Origin of the sequence: Actinoplanes sp. NPDC051346 (genome assembly GCF_040682215.1) — a bacterium.
In the GTDB taxonomy this organism is placed as follows: Bacteria; Actinomycetota; Actinomycetes; order Mycobacteriales; family Micromonosporaceae; genus Actinoplanes.
Genome location: NZ_JBFBAJ010000009.1, coordinates 158,335 through 176,359 on the forward strand (window position 1 = coordinate 158,335; position 18,025 = coordinate 176,359).

Annotated in this window: 18 protein-coding genes; 4 read left to right on the top strand and 14 right to left on the bottom strand. The window is 72.6% G+C overall.

Annotation, left to right across the window (positions count from 1 at the left end):
- The 13 genes from AB0M36_RS23020 to AB0M36_RS23080 form a co-directional block, all read right to left on the bottom strand.
- Positions 1-504: a biotin/lipoyl-containing protein gene (locus AB0M36_RS23020; RefSeq protein ID WP_364160686.1), complete on the bottom strand. Its 504-nt coding sequence runs from the start codon at positions 502-504 to the stop codon at positions 1-3.
- Positions 501-2,180, bottom strand: a complete 1,680-nt coding sequence (gene accD, locus AB0M36_RS23025) for an acetyl-CoA carboxylase, carboxyltransferase subunit beta (RefSeq protein WP_364161060.1) — start codon at positions 2,178-2,180, stop codon at positions 501-503. Before accD ends, AB0M36_RS23020 begins: the two co-directional genes overlap by 4 nt.
- An 81-nt stretch (positions 2,181-2,261) precedes the next feature.
- Entirely contained in the window at positions 2,262-3,149 is an 888-nt protein-coding gene (locus tag AB0M36_RS23030; protein ID WP_364160688.1) for a methyltransferase domain-containing protein, read from the bottom strand.
- 22 nt (positions 3,150-3,171) lie between these two features.
- On the bottom strand, positions 3,172-3,756 hold the full coding sequence (locus AB0M36_RS23035) for an NAD(P)H-dependent oxidoreductase (protein WP_364160690.1): 585 nt from the start codon (positions 3,754-3,756) through the stop codon (positions 3,172-3,174).
- A 4-nt stretch (positions 3,757-3,760) separates the two neighbouring features.
- Positions 3,761-5,497, bottom strand: coding sequence for an AMP-binding protein (locus AB0M36_RS23040; RefSeq protein ID WP_364160692.1), 1,737 nt, complete (start codon positions 5,495-5,497; stop codon positions 3,761-3,763).
- A gap of 13 nt (positions 5,498-5,510) precedes the next feature.
- The gene (locus AB0M36_RS23045) at positions 5,511-6,980 is read right to left on the bottom strand and encodes an aminotransferase class III-fold pyridoxal phosphate-dependent enzyme (protein WP_364160694.1); all 1,470 of its coding nucleotides are present in this window, start codon (positions 6,978-6,980) and stop codon (positions 5,511-5,513) included.
- A 23-nt stretch (positions 6,981-7,003) separates the two neighbouring features.
- Entirely contained in the window at positions 7,004-8,464 is a 1,461-nt protein-coding gene (locus AB0M36_RS23050; protein WP_364160696.1) for an aminotransferase class III-fold pyridoxal phosphate-dependent enzyme, read from the bottom strand.
- Positions 8,465-8,499: 35 nt separating this feature from the next.
- Positions 8,500-9,576: a type III polyketide synthase gene (locus tag AB0M36_RS23055; RefSeq protein WP_364160698.1), complete on the bottom strand. Its 1,077-nt coding sequence runs from the start codon at positions 9,574-9,576 to the stop codon at positions 8,500-8,502.
- The gene (locus tag AB0M36_RS23060) at positions 9,573-10,049 is read right to left on the bottom strand and encodes a hypothetical protein (protein ID WP_364160700.1); all 477 of its coding nucleotides are present in this window, start codon (positions 10,047-10,049) and stop codon (positions 9,573-9,575) included. The genes AB0M36_RS23055 and AB0M36_RS23060 overlap by 4 nt, the downstream gene beginning before the upstream one ends.
- Positions 10,050-10,052: 3 nt before the next feature.
- Entirely contained in the window at positions 10,053-10,817 is a 765-nt protein-coding gene (ubiG, locus tag AB0M36_RS23065) for a bifunctional 2-polyprenyl-6-hydroxyphenol methylase/3-demethylubiquinol 3-O-methyltransferase UbiG (protein ID WP_364160702.1), read from the bottom strand.
- Positions 10,817-11,233: a hypothetical protein gene (locus tag AB0M36_RS23070; protein ID WP_364160704.1), complete on the bottom strand. Its 417-nt coding sequence runs from the start codon at positions 11,231-11,233 to the stop codon at positions 10,817-10,819. The genes ubiG and AB0M36_RS23070 overlap by 1 nt, the downstream gene beginning before the upstream one ends.
- A gap of 5 nt (positions 11,234-11,238) precedes the next feature.
- Positions 11,239-12,414: an acyl-CoA dehydrogenase family protein gene (locus AB0M36_RS23075; RefSeq protein WP_364160706.1), complete on the bottom strand. Its 1,176-nt coding sequence runs from the start codon at positions 12,412-12,414 to the stop codon at positions 11,239-11,241.
- Positions 12,411-12,689 carry a phosphopantetheine-binding protein gene (locus AB0M36_RS23080; protein ID WP_364160708.1) on the bottom strand — a complete coding sequence of 93 codons (279 nt, stop codon included), beginning with the start codon at positions 12,687-12,689 and terminating at the stop codon, positions 12,411-12,413. The genes AB0M36_RS23075 and AB0M36_RS23080 overlap by 4 nt, the downstream gene beginning before the upstream one ends.
- Before the next feature lie 241 nt (positions 12,690-12,930).
- On the opposite strand from AB0M36_RS23080, the gene AB0M36_RS23085 reads away from it, so the two are divergent.
- Genes AB0M36_RS23085 through AB0M36_RS23095 form a run of 3 tightly spaced genes read left to right on the top strand, consistent with a single transcriptional unit; the run spans position 12,931 to position 17,086 of the window.
- The gene (locus AB0M36_RS23085; protein ID WP_364160710.1) at positions 12,931-15,141 is read left to right on the top strand and encodes an MMPL family transporter; all 2,211 of its coding nucleotides are present in this window, start codon (positions 12,931-12,933) and stop codon (positions 15,139-15,141) included.
- A 49-nt stretch (positions 15,142-15,190) separates the two neighbouring features.
- The gene (locus AB0M36_RS23090) at positions 15,191-16,366 is read left to right on the top strand and encodes a UDP-N-acetylglucosamine--N-acetylmuramyl-(pentapeptide) pyrophosphoryl-undecaprenol N-acetylglucosamine transferase (RefSeq protein ID WP_364160712.1); all 1,176 of its coding nucleotides are present in this window, start codon (positions 15,191-15,193) and stop codon (positions 16,364-16,366) included.
- A 27-nt stretch (positions 16,367-16,393) separates the two neighbouring features.
- Entirely contained in the window at positions 16,394-17,086 is a 693-nt protein-coding gene (locus tag AB0M36_RS23095; RefSeq protein WP_364160714.1) for an HAD-IA family hydrolase, read from the top strand.
- Here the strand turns inward: AB0M36_RS23095 and AB0M36_RS23100 are convergent.
- Positions 17,064-17,435 (bottom strand): cupin domain-containing protein, encoded by a 372-nt coding sequence (locus AB0M36_RS23100; RefSeq protein ID WP_364160716.1) that lies wholly within the window; start codon positions 17,433-17,435, stop codon positions 17,064-17,066. The genes AB0M36_RS23095 and AB0M36_RS23100 overlap by 23 nt on opposite strands.
- A 90-nt stretch (positions 17,436-17,525) precedes the next feature.
- Between AB0M36_RS23100 and AB0M36_RS23105 the strand changes: the two genes are divergently transcribed.
- Positions 17,526-18,002: a MarR family transcriptional regulator gene (locus tag AB0M36_RS23105; RefSeq protein WP_364160718.1), complete on the top strand. Its 477-nt coding sequence runs from the start codon at positions 17,526-17,528 to the stop codon at positions 18,000-18,002.
- The last annotated feature ends 23 nt before the right edge of the window (positions 18,003-18,025 follow it).

Below are 18,025 nucleotides of genomic sequence, written 5' to 3' on the forward strand. Positions count from 1 at the left end.
TCATTGTTCGTCCGTCACGGCGATGACGAGCAGCGGCTGCTCGTACTCGACCGCGTCGCCGGAGCCGGCGAGCAGCCGCAGCACCGTGCCGGAGCGGTCGGCTTCCACCGGGTTCATCAGCTTCATCGCCTCGACGATGCCGATCTGCTGGCCGGCGACGACCGGGTCGCCGACCTTCACGAACGGCGCCGCGCCGGGCTCGGGCGTCACATAGAACGTGCCGACCAGCGGGCTGGTGACGGTGTGCTCGCCAGGAGCTTGGAGAATCGCCGTCGCCGGCGCCGTCGCCGACACCGGCAGGGGCTGGGGTTCCGCGGAGACGCGGCTTTCCCACTCCACCTCCACCGTCGCCGCGCCGAGGCTGAGTCGCACCCGCCGCAGCGGCGTCGCGGCGTCGCCCGCCATCGCGGCCACGCTGCGCCGCATCTGTTCCAGCAGGAGCGCGTGGGACGTGCCGTCCTCGCCGATCGCGAGGTCGAGTTGAGGATCATCCATGATGGTCATGCCGAGGTCTCCGTTTCTCCTGTTGTGGCCACGCCGAACCGCCGGAACCGCTCGAACCGGTGCCGCAGCAGCTCTTCCGGCTTGTGGTCGGCGAGCTCCGAAACGGCGGCGGCGACCGCGCGGTGCACCAGCTCGGCGGCCGCGGCCGGGTCGGTGTGTGCCCCGCCCGGCGGTTCCGGGACGACACCGTCGACCACGCCGAGCGCGAGCAGGTCGGCGGCCGAGATGCGCAGGGCCCGCGCGGCGTCGGCGGCGGCGTCGGGCCGTTTCCAGAGGATGGCGGCGCAGCCCTCCGGGCTGATCACCGAATAGATCGAGTTCGCACACATCAGGACCCGGTCGGCGACTCCGAGAGCGAGCGCGCCCCCGCTGCCGCCCTCGCCCGTCACGACCGCGACCACCGGGACGGGCAGCCGGCCCAGCAACCGCAGCGATTCCGCCACGGCGATGGCCTGCCCCTGCTCCTCGGCCCGCAGACCGGGATCCGCACCCGGGGTGTCGATCAGCGTGACCACGGGCAGGCCGAGCTTGGCGGCGAGCCGGAACAGCCGGCCCGCCTTGCGGAAACCGGCCGGCGAGGGCATGCCGAACTTGCGGCGTACCAGCTCGGCGGTGGTGTGTCCCTTCTGGTGGCCGACCAGCACGACCGGGCGACCGGCCAGCCAGCCCAGGCCGCCGACGACGGCCGGGCAGTCGGCGCCGGAGCGGTCGCCGTGCAGCTCGATGAATCCGTCCAGCCAGTGCCCGGCGTGGTCGAGGGCGGTCGGGCGCTGCGGCATCCGGGCCAGGCCGACGACCTCGCGCGGCTCACGCCCGGCGACCTCCGGGGGCAGCCGGTCGGGGTCGGTCCAGACCTCACCGTGCGGGATCTCGGCCGCCGGCGCGCCGTCGTCGTCGCGGCTCATCGCGACGAGTCGGCCCAGCGTCTGACGCAGCTCGCCGCGCCGCACGACGCGGTCGACGAGGCCGTGTGCGAGCAGGAACTCCGCGGTCTGGAAGCCCTCGGGCAGCTGGGTGCGGATGGTCTGCTGGATGACGCGCGGGCCGGCGAAGCCCATCCGCGCGCCGGGCTCGGCGATCACCACGTCGGACAGGGTGGCGAACGAGGCCGCCACTCCGCCGTACGTCGGATCGGTGACCACCGTGATGGTGAGCAGGCCCGCCTCGTCCAGCGCCGCGAACGCGTTGCTGGTCTTGGCCATCTGCATCAGCGACAGGGCGCCCTCCTGCATGCGGGCACCCCCGGACGCGGCGACCACGATCAGCGGCGTGCGTCCCGCGAGCGCCGCCTCGGCGGCCGCGGTGACCGCCTCGCCCTCCGCGGTGCCGAGGCTGCCGCCGAGGAACGCGAAGTCCATGACGGCCAGGACGACCGGGTGGCCGTCGACGCGGCCGCGCACGGCGATCACCCCGGTGTCGCGACCGGTGCGGCGGACCGCCTCGGCATGGCGATCCGGGTACGGCCGCAGATCCGCGAAGCCCAGCGGGTCGGCGACGGTCGCGGCCACCTCCACCGCGGTCACCGAATCCGGGTCCAGCAGGTGCTGGATCCGCAGCGCGGGCTCCACCCGGCCGTGGTGGCCGCAGGACGGGCATACCCGCAGCTCCCGCTCGTAACGCTTGCCGTAGGTCAGGGCCCGGCACGGACCACAGCGGATCCACTCGGGATCGGTCATGTCGCTCAACGCGGCTCTCCTTCGCAGACGTTGCGTGCCCTCAGCGTCGGAAACCGCGCTGGAAGGCGAATCGAGGCCCGATCAGCCCGGCTTGACCGCGGTGAAGACGCCGTACCGCATGACGTTGCGGTCGTAGGCCTGCTTCATCAGCGGCACGGAGTTGAGGAAGCGGAAGATGTCGGCACCCTTGGCGCGAACGAGCTTCCACACGTACGAGGGGTCGCGCATCAGCGGCTTGACGATGTCGGCCGACAACGTCCAGGTGCCGCGGACGTGGTCGGTCCAGTCGGCGGTGGCGACGTCGGTGTAGCCCAGCTCGGCGCAGGCCCGCGCGTAGTGGTCCAGCGGCAGCACGTGGGACACCGCGAAGTCGCGGTAGAGCCGGCGCAACAGCTTGACCTCCGACGGATCGAGCCGGTCGTCGCGGCTGACCCAGGTCGCCACGACGAGCCGGCCGCCGGGTTTGAGGATGCGCAGGTTCTCCGCGAGGTACGCCCGCTTGTCGGGCATCAGCTCGCAGCTCTCCATCGACCACACGACGTCGAAGGTGTCGTCCGGGTAGTCGGTGTGCATGGCGTCCAGGACGCGAAACGACGCGCGCTCGCCGACGCCGGCCGCGGCGGCCTTCTCCGTCGCCCGTTTGACCTGCTCGTGGCTGAGGGTGATGCCCTGCACGGCGCACCCCGTCTCGGTGGCCAGCATGACGGCCGACGCGCCGATGCCGCAGCCGCTGTCCAGCACCCGCGCGCCCCGCGGCACCCGGCCGAAGGCCGTCAGCTCGCGGGTGGTGCGCCGCTGGGCGGCGTCGCGCGGCACCTGGGGTGCGTCGAGGTCCCAGTAGCCGTGGTGGATGTGCTCGCCCCACAGGTCCTCGTAGAGGTCGACGAGCTTGTCGTAGTGGTCCCGGACGGCCCGGTGCAGGTCCGCGACGGACCCTTCCTGGGTCATGCCGGTGTCGATGGCGGTCATGGTCTCTCCTTGCGGTGAGGGGTCAGGCGGCGAGACGGGTGCGGGCGTGCCGGTCGGCGAAGTCGGTGACCTGGCCGAGGAGGATGTCCAGGCGCCGCATGAGGCGGGCGTCGCCGCGCAGCGCGGCACGGGCGGACGCGGCGTCGAGAGCGGCGACGCCGGTGGCGTCGACGGTGACGGCCATCGGCGCGACCCAGCCGCGCAGCGACTGCACGGTGGTGCGCAGCGACGTCACGGCGGTGGCCGCGCCGTGCTCGCTCCAGCCGACCGCCGCCACGCCCACGACCTTGCCGTCGAGATAGGCGGGGCGGTCGTGGGCGAGCTCCTCCGCGTGGTCGAGGGCGTTCTTGATCAGGCCCGACATCCCGCCGTGATAGGTCGGCGTGACGATGACCAGCCCGTCGGCGCGGCGCAGCGTCTCGGTCAGCCGCCGGGCGCCCGGCGCGCGGTGCGCGGCGCCGGGCCGGTAGAGCGGCAGGTCGAGGGTGTCGGCGGTGCAGACGGTGGCCCGGGCGCCGCACCCGGCGGCGAGACCGGCGCAGAGGCGCAGCACGGCCTCGCTCGCCGAGCCCGGGCGCAGCGACCCGCCGAGCAGTGCCAGCTCCATGACGTCAGCCGATCGCGCCCGCGGCCACCCGTGCCGCGACGCGGGGACGCTGGAGCTTGCCGCTCGACGTCTTCGGCAGGGTGCGGGGCGACACCACGATGACCCGGGCGGGCCGGACGCCGGTGCGGCGGGCCACCACGGCGCCGACCTCGTCGGCGGTCGCGGCGCACATCCCCGGATCGCGGTGGTGGACGGTCTCGACGACCAGGACGAGCCGTTCCGTGCCGCTGTCGGGGTCGGGTACGCCCACCGCGGCGGCGCCGCCGGGACGGACGCCGGCGACCGTCTCGGCGGCCCGCTCGAAGGACTGCGGCTGATAGTTGCGGCCGGCCAGGATCACCAGGTCCTTGTGGCGGCCGGTGACGAAGAGTTCGCCGCCGAGCTGGAAGCCGAGGTCGCCGGTGTCCAGCCAGCCGTCGCGCAGGTCGAGGACCGGGTCGGCGCCCGGGGTCTCGAGATAGCCGGTCATCATCGACTCGGCCGCGACGAGGATCCGGCCGACCCGGCCGTCGCCGACGTCCAGCCCGGTGTCGTCGACCACCCGGATCTTGATGCCGGGCACGGGTACGCCGCAGGAGACGTACGGGTGGGCGTCCTCGTCCGACTCCGGAGGCGCGGCGCGGCCCTCGCTGAGGGCGGAGCGGGACAGCAGCTCCACCCGCGGGGCGGTGCCGGCCGGCGAGAACGTGGCGGCCAGCCCCACTTCGGCCATGCCGTAGCAGGGGCGCAGGTGCTCCGGGCGGAAGCCGTAGCGAGCGGTGAGGTCGGTGAAGTCGTGCAGCGTGGCCGCGTCGACTACCTCGGCGCCGTTGAACGCCGTCCGCCAGCAGCTCAGGTCGAGCGCGCCCAGGTCGGTGCGGCGGGCGACGGCGGTGACCAGCCGGTAGGCGAAGTTCGGCGCCGGCGACAGCGTGCCCCGGTACTCGTGGATGAGCCGCAGCCAGCGGTCCGGCTTGCTGCCGAACGCCATCGGCCGGATGAGCACCGACGGCAGCGATAGCAGGAACGGCGTCAGGGTCGCGCCGATCATGCCCATGTCGTGGTGCAGCGGCAGCCAGCTCACCATGACGTCGTCGGGCAGGAACGGGCCGCCCAGGCCGATCGCGGCCGCGGCGGCGAACACCGCGCGGTGACTGAGCACGATGCCCTTCGCGGCGCCGGTCGTGCCGGAGGTGAACTGCATGAACGCGGGAGCGTCCGGCGGCGCGGAGAGCACGGGCTTCGCCAGGGTGCCAGGGGCGAACGGCGGGCTGATCACGGTGACGCCGGCGCCCTCGAGCGCCGCCTCGACGTCGGCGCGCAGCGGCTCCTCGCAGACCAGGACGGCGGGCTGGGCGACGGCGACGATGTGGCGTACCCGGTCGAGCCAGAGCCCGCGGCGCCCGGCGGTCATGGGCGGTTCCACCACGGACGGCACGGCACCGGCCAGGGCGGCGCCGAAGAGCCCGGCCAGCAGCGGCGCGGACGTCTCCAGGCAGAGACAGACCCGGGAGCCCGGGGTCACGCCGGCCGCGACCAGGGCGGCACCGGCGGCGTGGGCGCGGCCGAGCAGGTCCTTCACGGTGATGCGCCGGTCCGGCTCCGGCTCGTCCGGCAGATAGAAGGCCACGGCGGCGGGTTCGCGGCGGGAACGCTCCACGAGCGCCTCCGCCACCGTTCCGGCGTCGAGAAGCAGGGCGGGATCGGCGGTGGTACCGGGCCGGTACCCGCGCCGATCGGGATGGATGTCGGGAATCGACATGGTGACTCCAGGGTCAGCTGAGCACGAATGGGAAGCCGTGGCGGTCCATCTCCCGCGCCGCGTCGGTGACGGCGTCGCAGATGACGTCCACGTCGGCGTCGGTGTGGGCGTCGCCGGTGTAGAACATCGGCATGCTGAGCGTGTAGACGCCGCGACGACGCAGCATCAGCGTGAGCATCGCGGGACCGATCGGGTTCACCGCGGCACCGAACTCGCGGTAGGTGTCGTAGGACTCCTGCGCCACGAAGCCGAAGGTGCCGGCGAACGCCCCGAAGCCCAGCAGGCGCAACGGAATTCCGGTCTCGGCGCGAAAGGCCGCCAGCCGGTCGCGCACCCGATCCACCTTGGCATCGGTACGCCGGTAGAAGTCCTGCCCCGCCTCGCGGAGCAGGTTCAGCGAGGCGTAGGAGGCGGCCAGCGACAGGTGATTGCCGGAGTGCGTGTTGACGACGAAGGTGCGGGTGCCGATGTCGGTCAGCGGCGTACCGGAGGTGTGGATCACCTCCAACATGTCGGCCCGCCCGCCCACCGCCGCCAGCGGCAGCCCCAGCCCCGACACCACCTTGCCGTAGCAGTACAGGTCGGCCGGGATGTCGTAGCGACCGGCGGCGCCCGCGGTGCCGAACCGGAAGCCGGTCAGCACCTCGTCGAGGATGAACGGCACGCCGAGCGCCCGGCACCGGTGGGCCACCTCGGTGACCTCGGGGATGGTCTTCTCCACGTACGGCCACGACTGGCAGGCGGGGTCGGCGATGACACAGGCCAGCTGGTCGCGGTAGCGCTCGATGAGCGCGCCGGCCGCCGCGGCGTCGTGCGGCAGGATCAGCAGGTCGGGCCGGGCCACGCCGGTAAAGGCGCTGAGCGGGGGAATCCCGTCCGGGCCCTGCTCGGGGAACGGGGTGATCCGCGGGTGGCCGTGCGCGAAGAAGGAGGTGTTGTGGGCCGCGACGTCGTGCGTGCCGTGCCAGCACCCCTCGAACTTGGCGACCATGCGGCGGCCCGTGAAGGCCCTGGCGACCCGGATCGCCACATTGGTGGCGTCGGTGCCGGAATTGAGCAGCGCGAACCGCTCGCAGTGCGGGATCAGCTCGTGCAGCAGCTCGCCGAGTCGCAGCTCGATCGGGTTCAGGTAGCCGTTGCCGGTGTTGTGCCCGACGTGCTCGCGGACGAAGTCGACGACCGCGGGCGGGTTGTGGCCCCACAGCGACTGCCCGCCGAAGCCGAGGTGCGCGTCGACGTAGGTGTTGCCGTCGAGGTCGGTGAGCCGGCCGCCCTGTGCCCGCGCGACCGCGACCGGGAACATCGGGGCGTGGAACGGCAGGAAGACGTGGTTGGTGACGGTGTGCTCCAGCACCCGGTCGGCCAGCTCGAGCGACGTCTTCTGCCGCTCCTCGAGCTCGGTGAAGAGGTCGATGACCCAGGGCTGGCCGAGCAGCTCGGCGACGATCTCGTCGGTGGTGCGGGGCGGTTCGGTGATGGTCATGGACTGTTCTCCTCGGCGGTGCTTCAGGACGGCAGCACGAACGGGAAGCCGTGTTTGTCGAGCTCGCGCGAGGCGTCGAGGACGGCCGCGAGCACCTCGTCGACGTCTTGGTCGCTGTGCGCGTCGCCGGTGAAGAACATCGGCAGGCTGAGCGTGTAGACGCCGCGTCGGCGCAGCATCAGCGTGAGCAGGAAGAGACCGAGCGGGTTCACGGCGGCGGCGAACTCGCGGTAGTCGGCGTAGGACTCGCCCTCGACGTATCCGAACGAGCCGATGAAGTCGCCGAATCCGAGCAGGCGCAACGGAATCCCGCTCTCGGCGCGGAACGCGGCGAGCCGATCCTGCACCCGGGCGACCTTGGCGCGCGTCCGCTCGTAGTAGGCGTCGCCCGCGTCGTGCAGCAGGGTCAGTGAGGCGTACGAGGCGGCCAGCGACAGGTGGTTGCCCGCGTGCGTGGTCTGCACGCAGGTCTTGCTGCCGAGGTCGGTCAGCGACAGCCCGGAGGTCTGCGCGTGGTCGATGATGTCCGCGCGACCGGCCAGGATGGACAGCGGCAGGCCGAGTCCGGTCACCACCTTGCCGTAGCAGTACAGGTCGGCGGGGATGTCGAAGTGGGCGGCGGCGCCCGAGGGGCCGTAGCGGAAGCCGGTCAGCACCTCGTCGAGGACGAACGGCACCCGCAGCTCCCGGCAGCGCCGCGCCACCGCCCGGATCATCGGTACGGTGTGCTCCGCGTACGGGAAGGACGACGACACCGCCTCGCCGAGCACGCACGCCAGCTCGTGCCGCTGCGCCTCGATGAGCGCCAGCGCCGCGTCCGTGTCGTTGGGCAGGATGAGCAGCTCGGTCGCCGGGGCGGGGGCGACGCCGGTGAGCGCCGGCAGCGGAGAGATGCCGCCGGGGCCGGACTCGGGGAACGGCGCGGCCGGGTGGCCGTGGTACCAGAAGGCGGTGTTGTGCGCGGCGATGTCGTGCACGCCGTGCAGCGCGCCCTCGAACTTCGCGACGAGCCGCCGCCCGGTGTGCGCCCGGGCGAGCCGGATCGCCGCCGCGGTCGCGTCGGTGCCGGAGTTGAGGAACGCGAACTTCTCGCAGTGCGGCAGGAACTGCTCGAGCAGGTCGACCAGCTGCAGCTCGGTGAGGTTGAGGTAGCCGTTGCCGGTGGAGCGGCCGAGCAGCTCGCGGACGTGCTCGGTGACCGCCGGCGGGTTGTGCCCGAACAGCGCCTGGGCGCCGAAGCCCAGGTGCGTGTCCAGGTAGGTGTTGCCGTCGACGTCGGTGATCCGGCTGCCCGACGCGTCGGCGACGACCAGGGGGAACTGCGGCGCGTGGAACGGCCAGAAGACGTGGTTGGTGGCGGCGCGTTCGCGCACCTGGCCGGCGATCTCGGTGGACTGGCGCTGCCGGTCGCCGAGCTCGGTGAACAGGTCGATGACCCACTGCTGTCCGAGCAGGTCGGCGACCAGGGTCTCGATCGAGGACATGGGCCCCGCTCCAATTCTGGTGACGTGGTTCAGGGTCAGAAGCGGACCAGGGCGGATTCCATGGTGAGTCCGGGTCCGAAGGCCATCAGGACGCCGTGCTCGCCGGGCGCCGGGCGGGAGTGCCGCAGGATGCGGTCGAGGATCAGCAGCACCGTCGGGGAGCTGCAGTTGCCCCACGACGAGAGGATGTCCAGGGACGGTTGGAGGGCGGCGTCGGGCAGGTCGAGCCGCTCGCCGACGAATTCGATGATCTTCGGCCCGCCCGGGTGGATGGCCCAGTGCCGCACGTCGCCGACGTCGAGCCCGTGCGGCGCGAGCAGGCGTTCGACGAACGGCCTGACCGCCTCCGCCAGGTACAGCGGCACGTAGGGCGACAGCGTCATCCGGAACGCGTCGTCCATGACCTTCCACGTCATGGCGGACGACGTCTCCGGGTGCGCCTCGGTGTGCGTGCCGAGCAGCAGCGGCCCGTCGCCGGGGTCGAGCGGCCCGTCGGCGGCGGCCAGCAGCGCGGTGGCCCCGGCGTCGCCGAACAGGCCGGTGATGACCACCTGTTCCTTGGTGGCTTCCGGGCGCAGGTGCACCGAGCAGACCTCGGCGCAGGTGACCATCGCCAACTCGTCCGGCCGCCCGGCCAACGCGTCCAGGCCGATCTTGACGCCGTTGAAGGCGGCGTAGCAGCCCATGTGGCCGACGAAGGCGCGGCGCAGGTTCTGCCGCAGGCCGAACTCCTTGGCGAGCAGCAGCTCCGGGGTGGGGCCGGCATATCCGGTGCAGCTCACGAACGTGTAGCTGCCGACCTGCTGGGCGTCGACGCCCGCCAGGACGCCCGCGACGGTCTCCCGACCCATGGCCAGGACGCCGCGTTCCCACGCCTCGATGCGTTCCCGCATGCCCGGCCAGCCGTCGCCGTAGTACTCCGAGGGCGGCCAGGCCAGCCGGCGCTGGTCGACCCGCGTACTCAGGAACAGCTTCTCGGCGTCGGGCACCTCGGCGAACAGGTCCCGGTAGAAGGAGTCGAAGAGCTCCTGCTGGGCGATGGCCGGCCCGGCCGGCGCGACCCGCAGGCCGACGAGCCGGGCCGGGCGTGGCAGTGCGGCGCCCCAGGTCATCTCGGCACGCCCGCGGTCTCGAGCCGGTCCTTGATCGCGGCGAGGAAGCCGAGGGTGACCTCGCCGGTCTCCTTCTGCGCGAACGGCTCGATGAGCACCACGACGACGCGGGCCACGTCGACGTTCGCCTCGGAGCGCATGTCGATGCGGAGCACGACCTCGTCGGTCGACGGGCCGTCGAGGACGTGGAACGTGCCCCACGAGCGGAAGTTGTGCTCGCCGTGCGGCTCCCACGTGATGGCGTCCGGGTCGGAGACGTCGTATTTCGCGACGTAGTCCGGTCGGAACCGCACGACGCCGTTGGAGACCTCGGCCAGCCGGAAGTGGTACAGGCCGTCGCCGACCTGCTCCATCTCCTCGACGCCCGGCATCATCCGGCCGCAGCCGGTGACGTCGAGCAACAGTGCCCGCAGCGCCTCCCGGCTGGTGCGGATGGTGATCTCCTTCGCGGTCTTCGTCCTGATCCAAACCATGTCTCAGCCCTCCTGGGACTTGACCGCCCGGCCGATGTAGCTCACGGCGGTGGAATCGGTGAGATGGAACGGGCCCACAGCGCCGCCGCGCAGCACGGCGGCGAAGATCCGGTGTGGCGGCGCCACGGGCTCCAGGCCCCGGACGTCCGTCACGACGAGGCCGTGCGCGGCGAACGCGTCCCGCAGCTCGTCCGGGCGGATGAACATGGACCAGTTGTGGGTGCCGGGGTACACGATCCGCAGTACCCGCTCGGAGAGCACGATCGCCTTCAACCAGGCGGCCACCGTACGGTTGATCGTGTCGAAGACGACCAGCCCGCCGGGGCGCAGCACGCGGGCGATCTCCGCCGTGGCGGCGCCCAGGTCGGCCAGGTGCTCGAGGACGTCCGAGACGACCACCAGGTCCACCGAGCCGTCCTCGCGCGGCAGGTCGAACGCCGAGCCGACGACGTACTCGACGTCGACGCCGCGGGCGGCGGCGTGTCGGCGGGCAATCTCGATCGAGCCGGCGGAGAGGTCGACACCGGTGACGCGGTAGCCGAGGGCGGCCAGCCGCTCGGACACCAGCCCGCCGCCGCAGCCGACGTCGAGGACCCGGATCGCCGACCGGTCGGCGCTGAGCGCCTCGCGCGCGGCCTTGTCGAAATAGGACACCCGGGCGGGGTTCATGTCGTGCAGGGTGCGCAGCGGCCCCCGCTCGTCCCACCACCCCTCGCCGACCTCGTGGTAGTAGTCGTTGTCGATGGTGGCGTCGCCGCGGCGGGCCATCACAGCCACCTCGGCGTGGCGTCGAATTCGATGCCCAGCGCGGCCTTGCCGGCGAGCTCGCGGCAGCGGTCGTCCGACATCGGCGGCGTCACGCGCAGGTCCCGCCGCAGCTCGACGAGCCGGGCCGCGCCCTCGGGGTCGTGGGCGAGCAGGCGCTCGGCCGCCGCGACGACCCGCTCGGCGGCCTCGTCGACGAAGATCGCCGCGGTGCAGGCGGCGGCCAGGGTGTCGGGCGTACGGTCCAGCAGCGCGGTCATGGTGTCGCAGGCGGCGCGCATGCCGGCGACGGCGAACTGCGGGCCTGGCAGCCGGGCCGCGGGCCCGCCCGCGACACACCGCACGGCGGTGGCGTAGGCCTCCCGGGCCACGCGGGCCTGGGCCGCGGCATGGTCGAGCACGGGTCCTGACAGGGACACGGAGATCACCCTTCCCAGCGGGGTTCGGCGAAGATGGGCACGTCCAGCGCCTGCTTGCCGGCCCACTCGAGGACCACGTCCGTGGCGGGCGGCACGAGCAGGCCGGCGACGACGTCGCGGTACATGCGTTGCAGCGGGTCGCCGGACGCCAGCCCGGAACCGCCCTGCACCTGCATGCCGAGCGTGACCACCTCGTGGGCGAGCCTGGTGACGCTGGTCTTCATGACGCTCATGTCGACGTAGTGGGTCAGCGGGTCCACGTCCTCGTGCTCGGCGTGGATCGCGGCGTCCAGGTGCGCCTCGGCGGCGGCCACCTTCGCGGCCATCTCGGCGATCCGGAACTGGATGCCGGGCAGGTGCGCGTTCGGCTTGCCGATGACGCTGATGACCCGCTTCCGCTGGGTGCGTACGACGTGCTCGAGGGCGGCCCGCGCGATGCCGACGAAGCAGCTGGCGAAGCTGCACCACGCCCAGTGCACGCCGAGCATGAACAGCATCGGCAGGGCGCCGCGCTCACCCACCGCCCAGCGGGCGTCCACGAACAGGTCCTCCAGCGCCAGCGAGTGGCTGCCGGTGGCGCGCATGCCCGCGGCGTCCCACTCGGCGGTGACCCGCACGCCCTGTTCCGGCTTCGGGATGAGGAAGGCGACCGGCTCGGGCAGGCCGCGGTCGTCGGTCACGGCGGCGGACAGGAACAGGTGGGTGGCGCCCGGGTATCCGGTGAAGAAACCCTTGCGGCCGTTGAGCACGAACCCGCCGTCGACCACGTCGGCGCGGGTGGTGGGATGCCACCAGTTGCCGCCGACGCCCGGCTCGCTGAAGCCGCCGGCGATGACGGCGCCATCGAGGACCGCGCGACAGGCCCAGCCGGCGCTCTCGCCGCCCACCCGGGCGATCATGGCCAGTCCGTGGACGTGCATGTTCACGGCGAAGGCGGTGGACGCGCAGGCGCCGGCGAGGATCCGCTGGGCCGCGCAGAGGTCGGCCAGGCTCACGGCCGGGCCGCCGTGTTCGGCCGGAACCGTCATCGCCGTGTATCCGCTGGAGACCAGCTCGGCCAGGTTCTCGTGCGGGAAGGTCGCGTCGCGGTCGTGCGCGGCGGCGCGCTCGGCGAGGGTCGGGGCGAGGTCGCGGGCCAGCGCGACGACGTCGGTGCGCGGCGGGGCGGGCGCGGCCGTCACCGGACCGGCTCCGCGGCCGCTCGCGACGGCGCCAGCATGCGTGCCATCGATCGCACGCTGTCCACCTCGGACGACATCGCGTCGGTCAGCCACGCGCGCAGCTCGAAGTCCGGGTACGCGGCGGTGATCCGGGTGGCGAGCTGGACGAGGTCCAGCGAGTCAAGGCCGAGGTCGCGGGTCAGCGACGCGTCGAGGTGGACGTCGCCGGGGCTCAGCGCCGGCTTCACGGCCACGATCGCGTCGATCACCGCCTGGGTGGTCGGGGCACCGGTCATGGGATCACCTCCAAGGGGTTCGGTCACAGCGAGGAATGGTTCGCCGAGCCGCTGGGGGCGGCGTCGCAGTCGGCTCGAAAACCGTTGGTGCCCTGTCGAGCCGGTGATTCGAGCGGGACTCCAGCGAAATTCGAGTGGGACTCGAGCCGGCTCCGGCCGGGGCGTGTGAGCATGCCGCGACCACACCGACCGGCGTCCGGCCGTGGCCGGGCCGCCCCCGACCGACCCGGGAGCGCACGACGTGAAGCCCCTCGTCCGGTTCTCCATCGCCCGCCCGAAGACCGTCGTCGCGATCTGGATCGTGATCGCGGCGGTCTGCGTGCCGTTGATGGGCGCGCTGACCGGCGCCCTCAAGGCCGGCGGTTTCGACAATCCCCGGGGAGAGGCGGCCGCCGCCCAGCGCACGCTCGACCGCGCCTTCGCCGAGCTCCCCGAGACCCTGCAGGTGGTGCTCACCCGCACCGACGGCGACGTCACCGCCTCCGTGGACAGAGCGATCGCCGTAGCCAGGGCCACCCCGCACGTCGCGGACCTGCGGGACTACCGGCAGAACCCGGGCTGGCTGTCACCCGACCGGCACACCACGTTCCTGCAGCTCGGCTTCCGGGCCGACAAGTCGGCCATCCAGCACGAGGTGCCGGGCCTGCGCGAACGGCTGTCCGCGGCGCTGGCCGGAGCCGGCGTCACCACCCACGTGACCGGCGCGCAGGCGCTCGACCACGATCTGAGCGTGCAGGCCGAGAACGACGCGGTGACCGCCGAGATGATCGCGTTCCCGCTGCTCGTCGTGGTGCTGCTGGTGGTCTTCCGGTCGGTGGCGGCGATGCTGCTGCCGGTCGTGCTGGCGGGCGTGGCGTTGGTGGTGGCCTCCGCGATCGGCTACCTGCTGACGTACGCCACCGACCTGTCCACCCTGTTCACCAACGCGGTGTCCATCATCGGACTCGCGGTGGCCGTGGACTATTCGCTGTTCGTCATCAAGCGCTACCGGGACGAACTGGCCGCCGGCGATCCGTACGTCCCGGCGCTGCGCACCGCGATGCGCACGGCCGGGCACGCCGTGGTCTTCAGCGGCCTCGCCGTGGTGGTGGCGCTGCTCGCCCTCTTCATCCCCCGAATCATGGTGTTCAGCAGCATGGCGATCGCGGGCGTCGTGGTGACGCTGGTGGCGCTGGCCATGTCGCTGACGCTGCTGCCCGCCGTGCTGCGCCTGCTCGGCCGGCGAATCGACTGGCTGTCACTGAAGCGGCGCCCCCTCGACGCCCGACCGGTCCGGCCCCCGCGCCGCCGCGCCGCCCTCGCGCTGACCCTCGCCCTGCTGGTCGCCGCGTTCGGCGCACTCGCCTGGCCGGTCACCGACATCCGGCTCCAGTCGCCGGTGGCCAGCGCGACGATCCTGCCCCCGGACGCCGACTCCCGGCAGGGCATCGAGCGGATGCGGGCGGCGCTGGAATTCCGCACGCTGTTCCCCGTACAGGTGGTCCTCACCGCCCCGGCGACCATGCCGGCGGCCGATCTCCTGGCCGGTGCCCGTGCCGCGGCCGGCGTGGTCCGCGCCGCACCGCACGTCGCCGAGGTCACCGATCTGACCTCCCTGAACCTGCCTCCCGCCGTGCTTGCCGACCCGGACGCCCTGGAAGAGGAAGCCCGCGAGGCCGCCGGTCAGCTCTGGACGACGACCGGCGGCACCCGCGTCGCCCGCATCGTCGCCATCCCCGCCGCCGACCCCGACTCGGACGCCGCCCACGACCTTGTCCACGCCCTGCGCGACCGCCTGCCCGGTGCCGTGCCCGACGACATCACCGTCCAGGTCACCGGCGCCACCGCGACCGGCGTGGACTTCGACGAGGTGCTGACCGACACGCTGCCGGCGGTGCTCGGCACGGTCGTCCTCATCACCGTCGTGCTGCTGGCCCGCGCGTTCCGCTCCTGGCTGCTGCCGCTGCTCGCCCTGGCGCTCAACGCCCTCGTGGTCGCGGCCAGCCTGGGCCTGCTCACGCTGATCAGCCAGCACGGGCTGGGTCAGCGGATCGACAGCACCACGCCGGCGCTCGTCTTCGCCATCATGTTCGGGCTGAGCATGGACTATATGGTCATCATGATCTCCCGCATGAGAGAGCACCACACCCTCCACGGCGACCACCACCGCGCGGTATCCGAGGGCCTGCGGGAGACGGCGGGCCTGGTCAACGGCGCGGCGCTCATCATGGTCGCCGTCTTCGCGTCGTTCCTCATCGCCAAGGTCAGCGTCGTGCAGCAGCTCGGCCTGAGCCTGGCGATCGCCGTCGTCCTCGACGCCGTGGTGATCCGCCTGATCGTCATGCCGGCGGCGCTGCACCTGATCGGCCCCCGCGTCTGGGGCCGGGCCGCCGCCCGCCACCGAGCCGCAGGAGGTCTCTCTGGCAATGGGGATCGTCACGATTGGGCGAACACGGTGGGACACGGTCGCTAAACTGCCCCGACCCGTCCGGTAACCCCCGCGATCCTCGGAGTGGTCAGGCATGTCTCTCTACAGCACCCAACGCCTCCACGCGCTCCGCATGATCGTCACCGGCGGCGGCACGGGCGGGCACACGTACCCCGCCCTGACGACCGTCACCACGCTGCAGGCGCGGCTCGCCGAGACCGGCACCGCGCCCGAACTGCTGTGGGTGGGCGTCGCCGACGGCCTCGAAGCCACGATCGCCGAGCGCAACGACATCCCGTTCACCGCGATCACCACCGGCAAACTGCGCCGCTCCCTGCGCCCCCGCGACCTGGCCCGCAACCTCGCCGACGCCTTCCGCATCCCGCTGGGCGTCATCCAGGCCGCGGTCACCGTCGCCCGCACCCGGCCGGCGGTCGTGCTCAGCACCGGCGGATACGTCTCCGTCCCGATCGGGCTCGCCGCCCGCCTCTTCGGCGTGCCCTACCTGCTCCACGAGCAGACCCTCGTCCTCGGGCTGGCCAACCGCATCCTCGCCCGGTTCGCCACCCGCATCCTGCTCAGCCACGAGGCGTCCCTCGACCACCTCCCGCCCCGCGCCCGGGGCCGCGCGGTGGTCACCGGCAATCCCATCCGGCCCGCGGTGCTGCGCGGCAACCCCGAGTCGGGCCTGGCCGCCTTCGGTCTCGACCCGGCCGTCCCCCTCGTGCTGGTGACCGGCGGGGCCGCCGGCGCCCAGCAGATCAACCGGATGCTCGCCGCCGCGCTGCCCGAGATGCTGCCGTACTGCCAGGTCGTCCATCAGTGCGGCAGCCTCAACCACGCGGAGATGCAGGACGTCGCCCGCAACCTTCCCCCACGGCTGGCACACCGCTACCGCGTCGTCGACTTCATCCACGACGAGATGCCCGACCTGCTCGCCGCGGCCACCGTCGTCGTCGCGCGCAGCGGCGCCGGCACCGTCGCCGAGCTCACCGCGCTAGGCAAGACCTGCGTCCTGGTCCCCTATCCGCACGCCGCCGGCGACGAGCAACGCATCACGGCCCGCCACCTCGCCGACCGGGGCGCGGCCGTCATGCTCGACGGTGACCACGCCACCCCGGAACACCTCCGCGACACCATCACCCACCTCCTGGCGGACCCCGGGCGCCGCGCCACGCTGGCCGACGCCGCCAGAGCCCACGGCCGACCCGACGCCGCCGGCCAGGTCGTCACGGAAATCCTGACGGTCGCGGCCGACAGCGGCCGCTAGGTGTCGTATACGGCCATGCTTCAGCCGGTGATCTTCGACCTTTACCACACCCTGATCCACGGCGCGGACGACGAGCGCGACCAGGTCGTCGCCGATATGGCGGGCATGGTGAACGTGGCCCCGGACGCGCTGGTCGCCGCCTACCACGACACCTGGCGTGACCGGATCGTCCGATGGAACGTCGAGGAGACCATCCGTATTCTCAGCAGACGCCTCGGCGCGAACCCCACCCACGAGCAGGTGGCACGCGCCGGAGAACACCGACGAGCACTCGCCCGCCGAATTCTGGGAACCGTCCCCGCCACCACGTTGGACGCGCTGGACTCGCTGCGCGCCGCCGGGCACCCGTTGGCGCTGATCAGCAACGCCACCTCGGACACCGCCGAAGCATGGCCACACAGCCCACTGGCCGACCGATTCGACGTCGTCGTGTTCTCCTGCGACGTCGGAGTCGCCAAGCCCGACCCGGCGATCTACCTCACCGCCACCGACCGGCTCGACATCAACCCGGCAAACTGCCTCTACATCGGCGACGGCGCGGACGGCGAACTGGCCGGAGCGACAGCAGTCGGCCTGCCGACACTGCGCATCACCGAACTCAACGACACCGATCCGGACTGGCCGGGACCCACACTCGCCGCGATCGGCGACCTGCCGGCCCTGCTGCGCGACCGACATGCCGCCTCCGGCGAAGACGTCAGGCCGCCCAGGGCGGGTTGACCGTGCGGTCGCCGATGGTCGCCAGCATGCCGGCGGTGGTGCATGCCAGGGTGCGTGCCGGCTCGTCGAAGGGGTTGGCGAGCTGGAACGCGGTGTTGGCGGGCACGGTGAGGGCGTCGCCGGGTGCGAGCTCGACCTCTTTTCCGGCCACGGTCGCGACGAAGCGGCCGGTCTGCACAACGAAGACCTCGTCCTGGCTCATGCGGTGCTCGGGGCTGGTGGATCGTGCCGGTGCGTCGACGGTCCAGATCGACAGTTCCGGTGAGCCCAGGCTGGGTGTGGCCAGCGAGGAGAAGGTGAACCCGTGCATCTGGTGTGCGCGGGCCTGGTGGGAACGGGTGAGTGGCATGCTGGATTCCTCTCGGTCAAGGTGGTTGACTGAGACGACCATAGCCACCGTGCGACACTTCAGTCAAGCGCCTTGACCGAGAGAGTGATCATGACGGAGCACCAGCCCCTTCCGGCACTGGGCCTTGCCGAGCTTCTGTTGTTGGCGACCCGGGTGGTCGTCGAGCGCGTTCATGACCGGCTGGCCGCCGAGGGCTTCGCGGTAAGGCCGGCCCACGGCTACACCTTCCAGCTCCTGGCCACCAGCGGCGGGGCCTCCGGCGCCGAGCTCGCCGAGCATCTGGGCGTCACCAAGCAGGCCGCCGCGCAGCTGCTCGACGGCCTGCACCAGGCGGGCTACATCACCCGCCGGCCCGACCCCCGCGACCACCGGGCCCGGCTGGCCGTCCTCACCGAGCGGGGCTGGGCCTGCATCCACGCGGCCACCGCCGCCTGGCGGGAGGCCGAGACCGCCGCCGCTGCCCTGCTGGGCGCCGACCGGCTCCAGGCGCTGCGGGAAGACCTCCACCGCCTCGCCGCCGACGGCGGCGCCCTGCAGCCGCCGTTGCGCCTGCGCCCGATCTGGTGAGCTCCGGCCGCCGGACGGCGACC

What these genes read in the sequence shown, in the direction of transcription:
- AB0M36_RS23105 (WP_364160718.1), top strand. Translation starts at nt 17,526, where the DNA reads ATGACGGAGCACCAGCCCCTTCCGGCACTGGGCCTTGCCGAGCTTCTG.
- accD (WP_364161060.1), bottom strand. Translation starts at nt 2,180, where the DNA reads ATGACCGATCCCGAGTGGATCCGCTGTGGTCCGTGCCGGGCCCTGACC.
- AB0M36_RS23050 (WP_364160696.1), bottom strand. Translation starts at nt 8,464, where the DNA reads ATGTCCTCGATCGAGACCCTGGTCGCCGACCTGCTCGGACAGCAGTGG.
- AB0M36_RS23060 (WP_364160700.1), bottom strand. Translation starts at nt 10,049, where the DNA reads ATGGTTTGGATCAGGACGAAGACCGCGAAGGAGATCACCATCCGCACC.
- ubiG (WP_364160702.1), bottom strand. Translation starts at nt 10,817, where the DNA reads ATGGCCCGCCGCGGCGACGCCACCATCGACAACGACTACTACCACGAG.
- AB0M36_RS23090 (WP_364160712.1), top strand. Translation starts at nt 15,191, where the DNA reads ATGTCTCTCTACAGCACCCAACGCCTCCACGCGCTCCGCATGATCGTC.
- AB0M36_RS23030 (WP_364160688.1), bottom strand. Translation starts at nt 3,149, where the DNA reads ATGACCGCCATCGACACCGGCATGACCCAGGAAGGGTCCGTCGCGGAC.
- AB0M36_RS23055 (WP_364160698.1), bottom strand. Translation starts at nt 9,576, where the DNA reads ATGACCTGGGGCGCCGCACTGCCACGCCCGGCCCGGCTCGTCGGCCTG.
- AB0M36_RS23100 (WP_364160716.1), bottom strand. Translation starts at nt 17,435, where the DNA reads ATGCCACTCACCCGTTCCCACCAGGCCCGCGCACACCAGATGCACGGG.
- AB0M36_RS23080 (WP_364160708.1), bottom strand. Translation starts at nt 12,689, where the DNA reads ATGACCGGTGCCCCGACCACCCAGGCGGTGATCGACGCGATCGTGGCC.
- AB0M36_RS23035 (WP_364160690.1), bottom strand. Translation starts at nt 3,756, where the DNA reads ATGGAGCTGGCACTGCTCGGCGGGTCGCTGCGCCCGGGCTCGGCGAGC.
- AB0M36_RS23020 (WP_364160686.1), bottom strand. Translation starts at nt 504, where the DNA reads ATGACCATCATGGATGATCCTCAACTCGACCTCGCGATCGGCGAGGAC.
- AB0M36_RS23040 (WP_364160692.1), bottom strand. Translation starts at nt 5,497, where the DNA reads ATGTCGATTCCCGACATCCATCCCGATCGGCGCGGGTACCGGCCCGGT.
- AB0M36_RS23045 (WP_364160694.1), bottom strand. Translation starts at nt 6,980, where the DNA reads ATGACCATCACCGAACCGCCCCGCACCACCGACGAGATCGTCGCCGAG.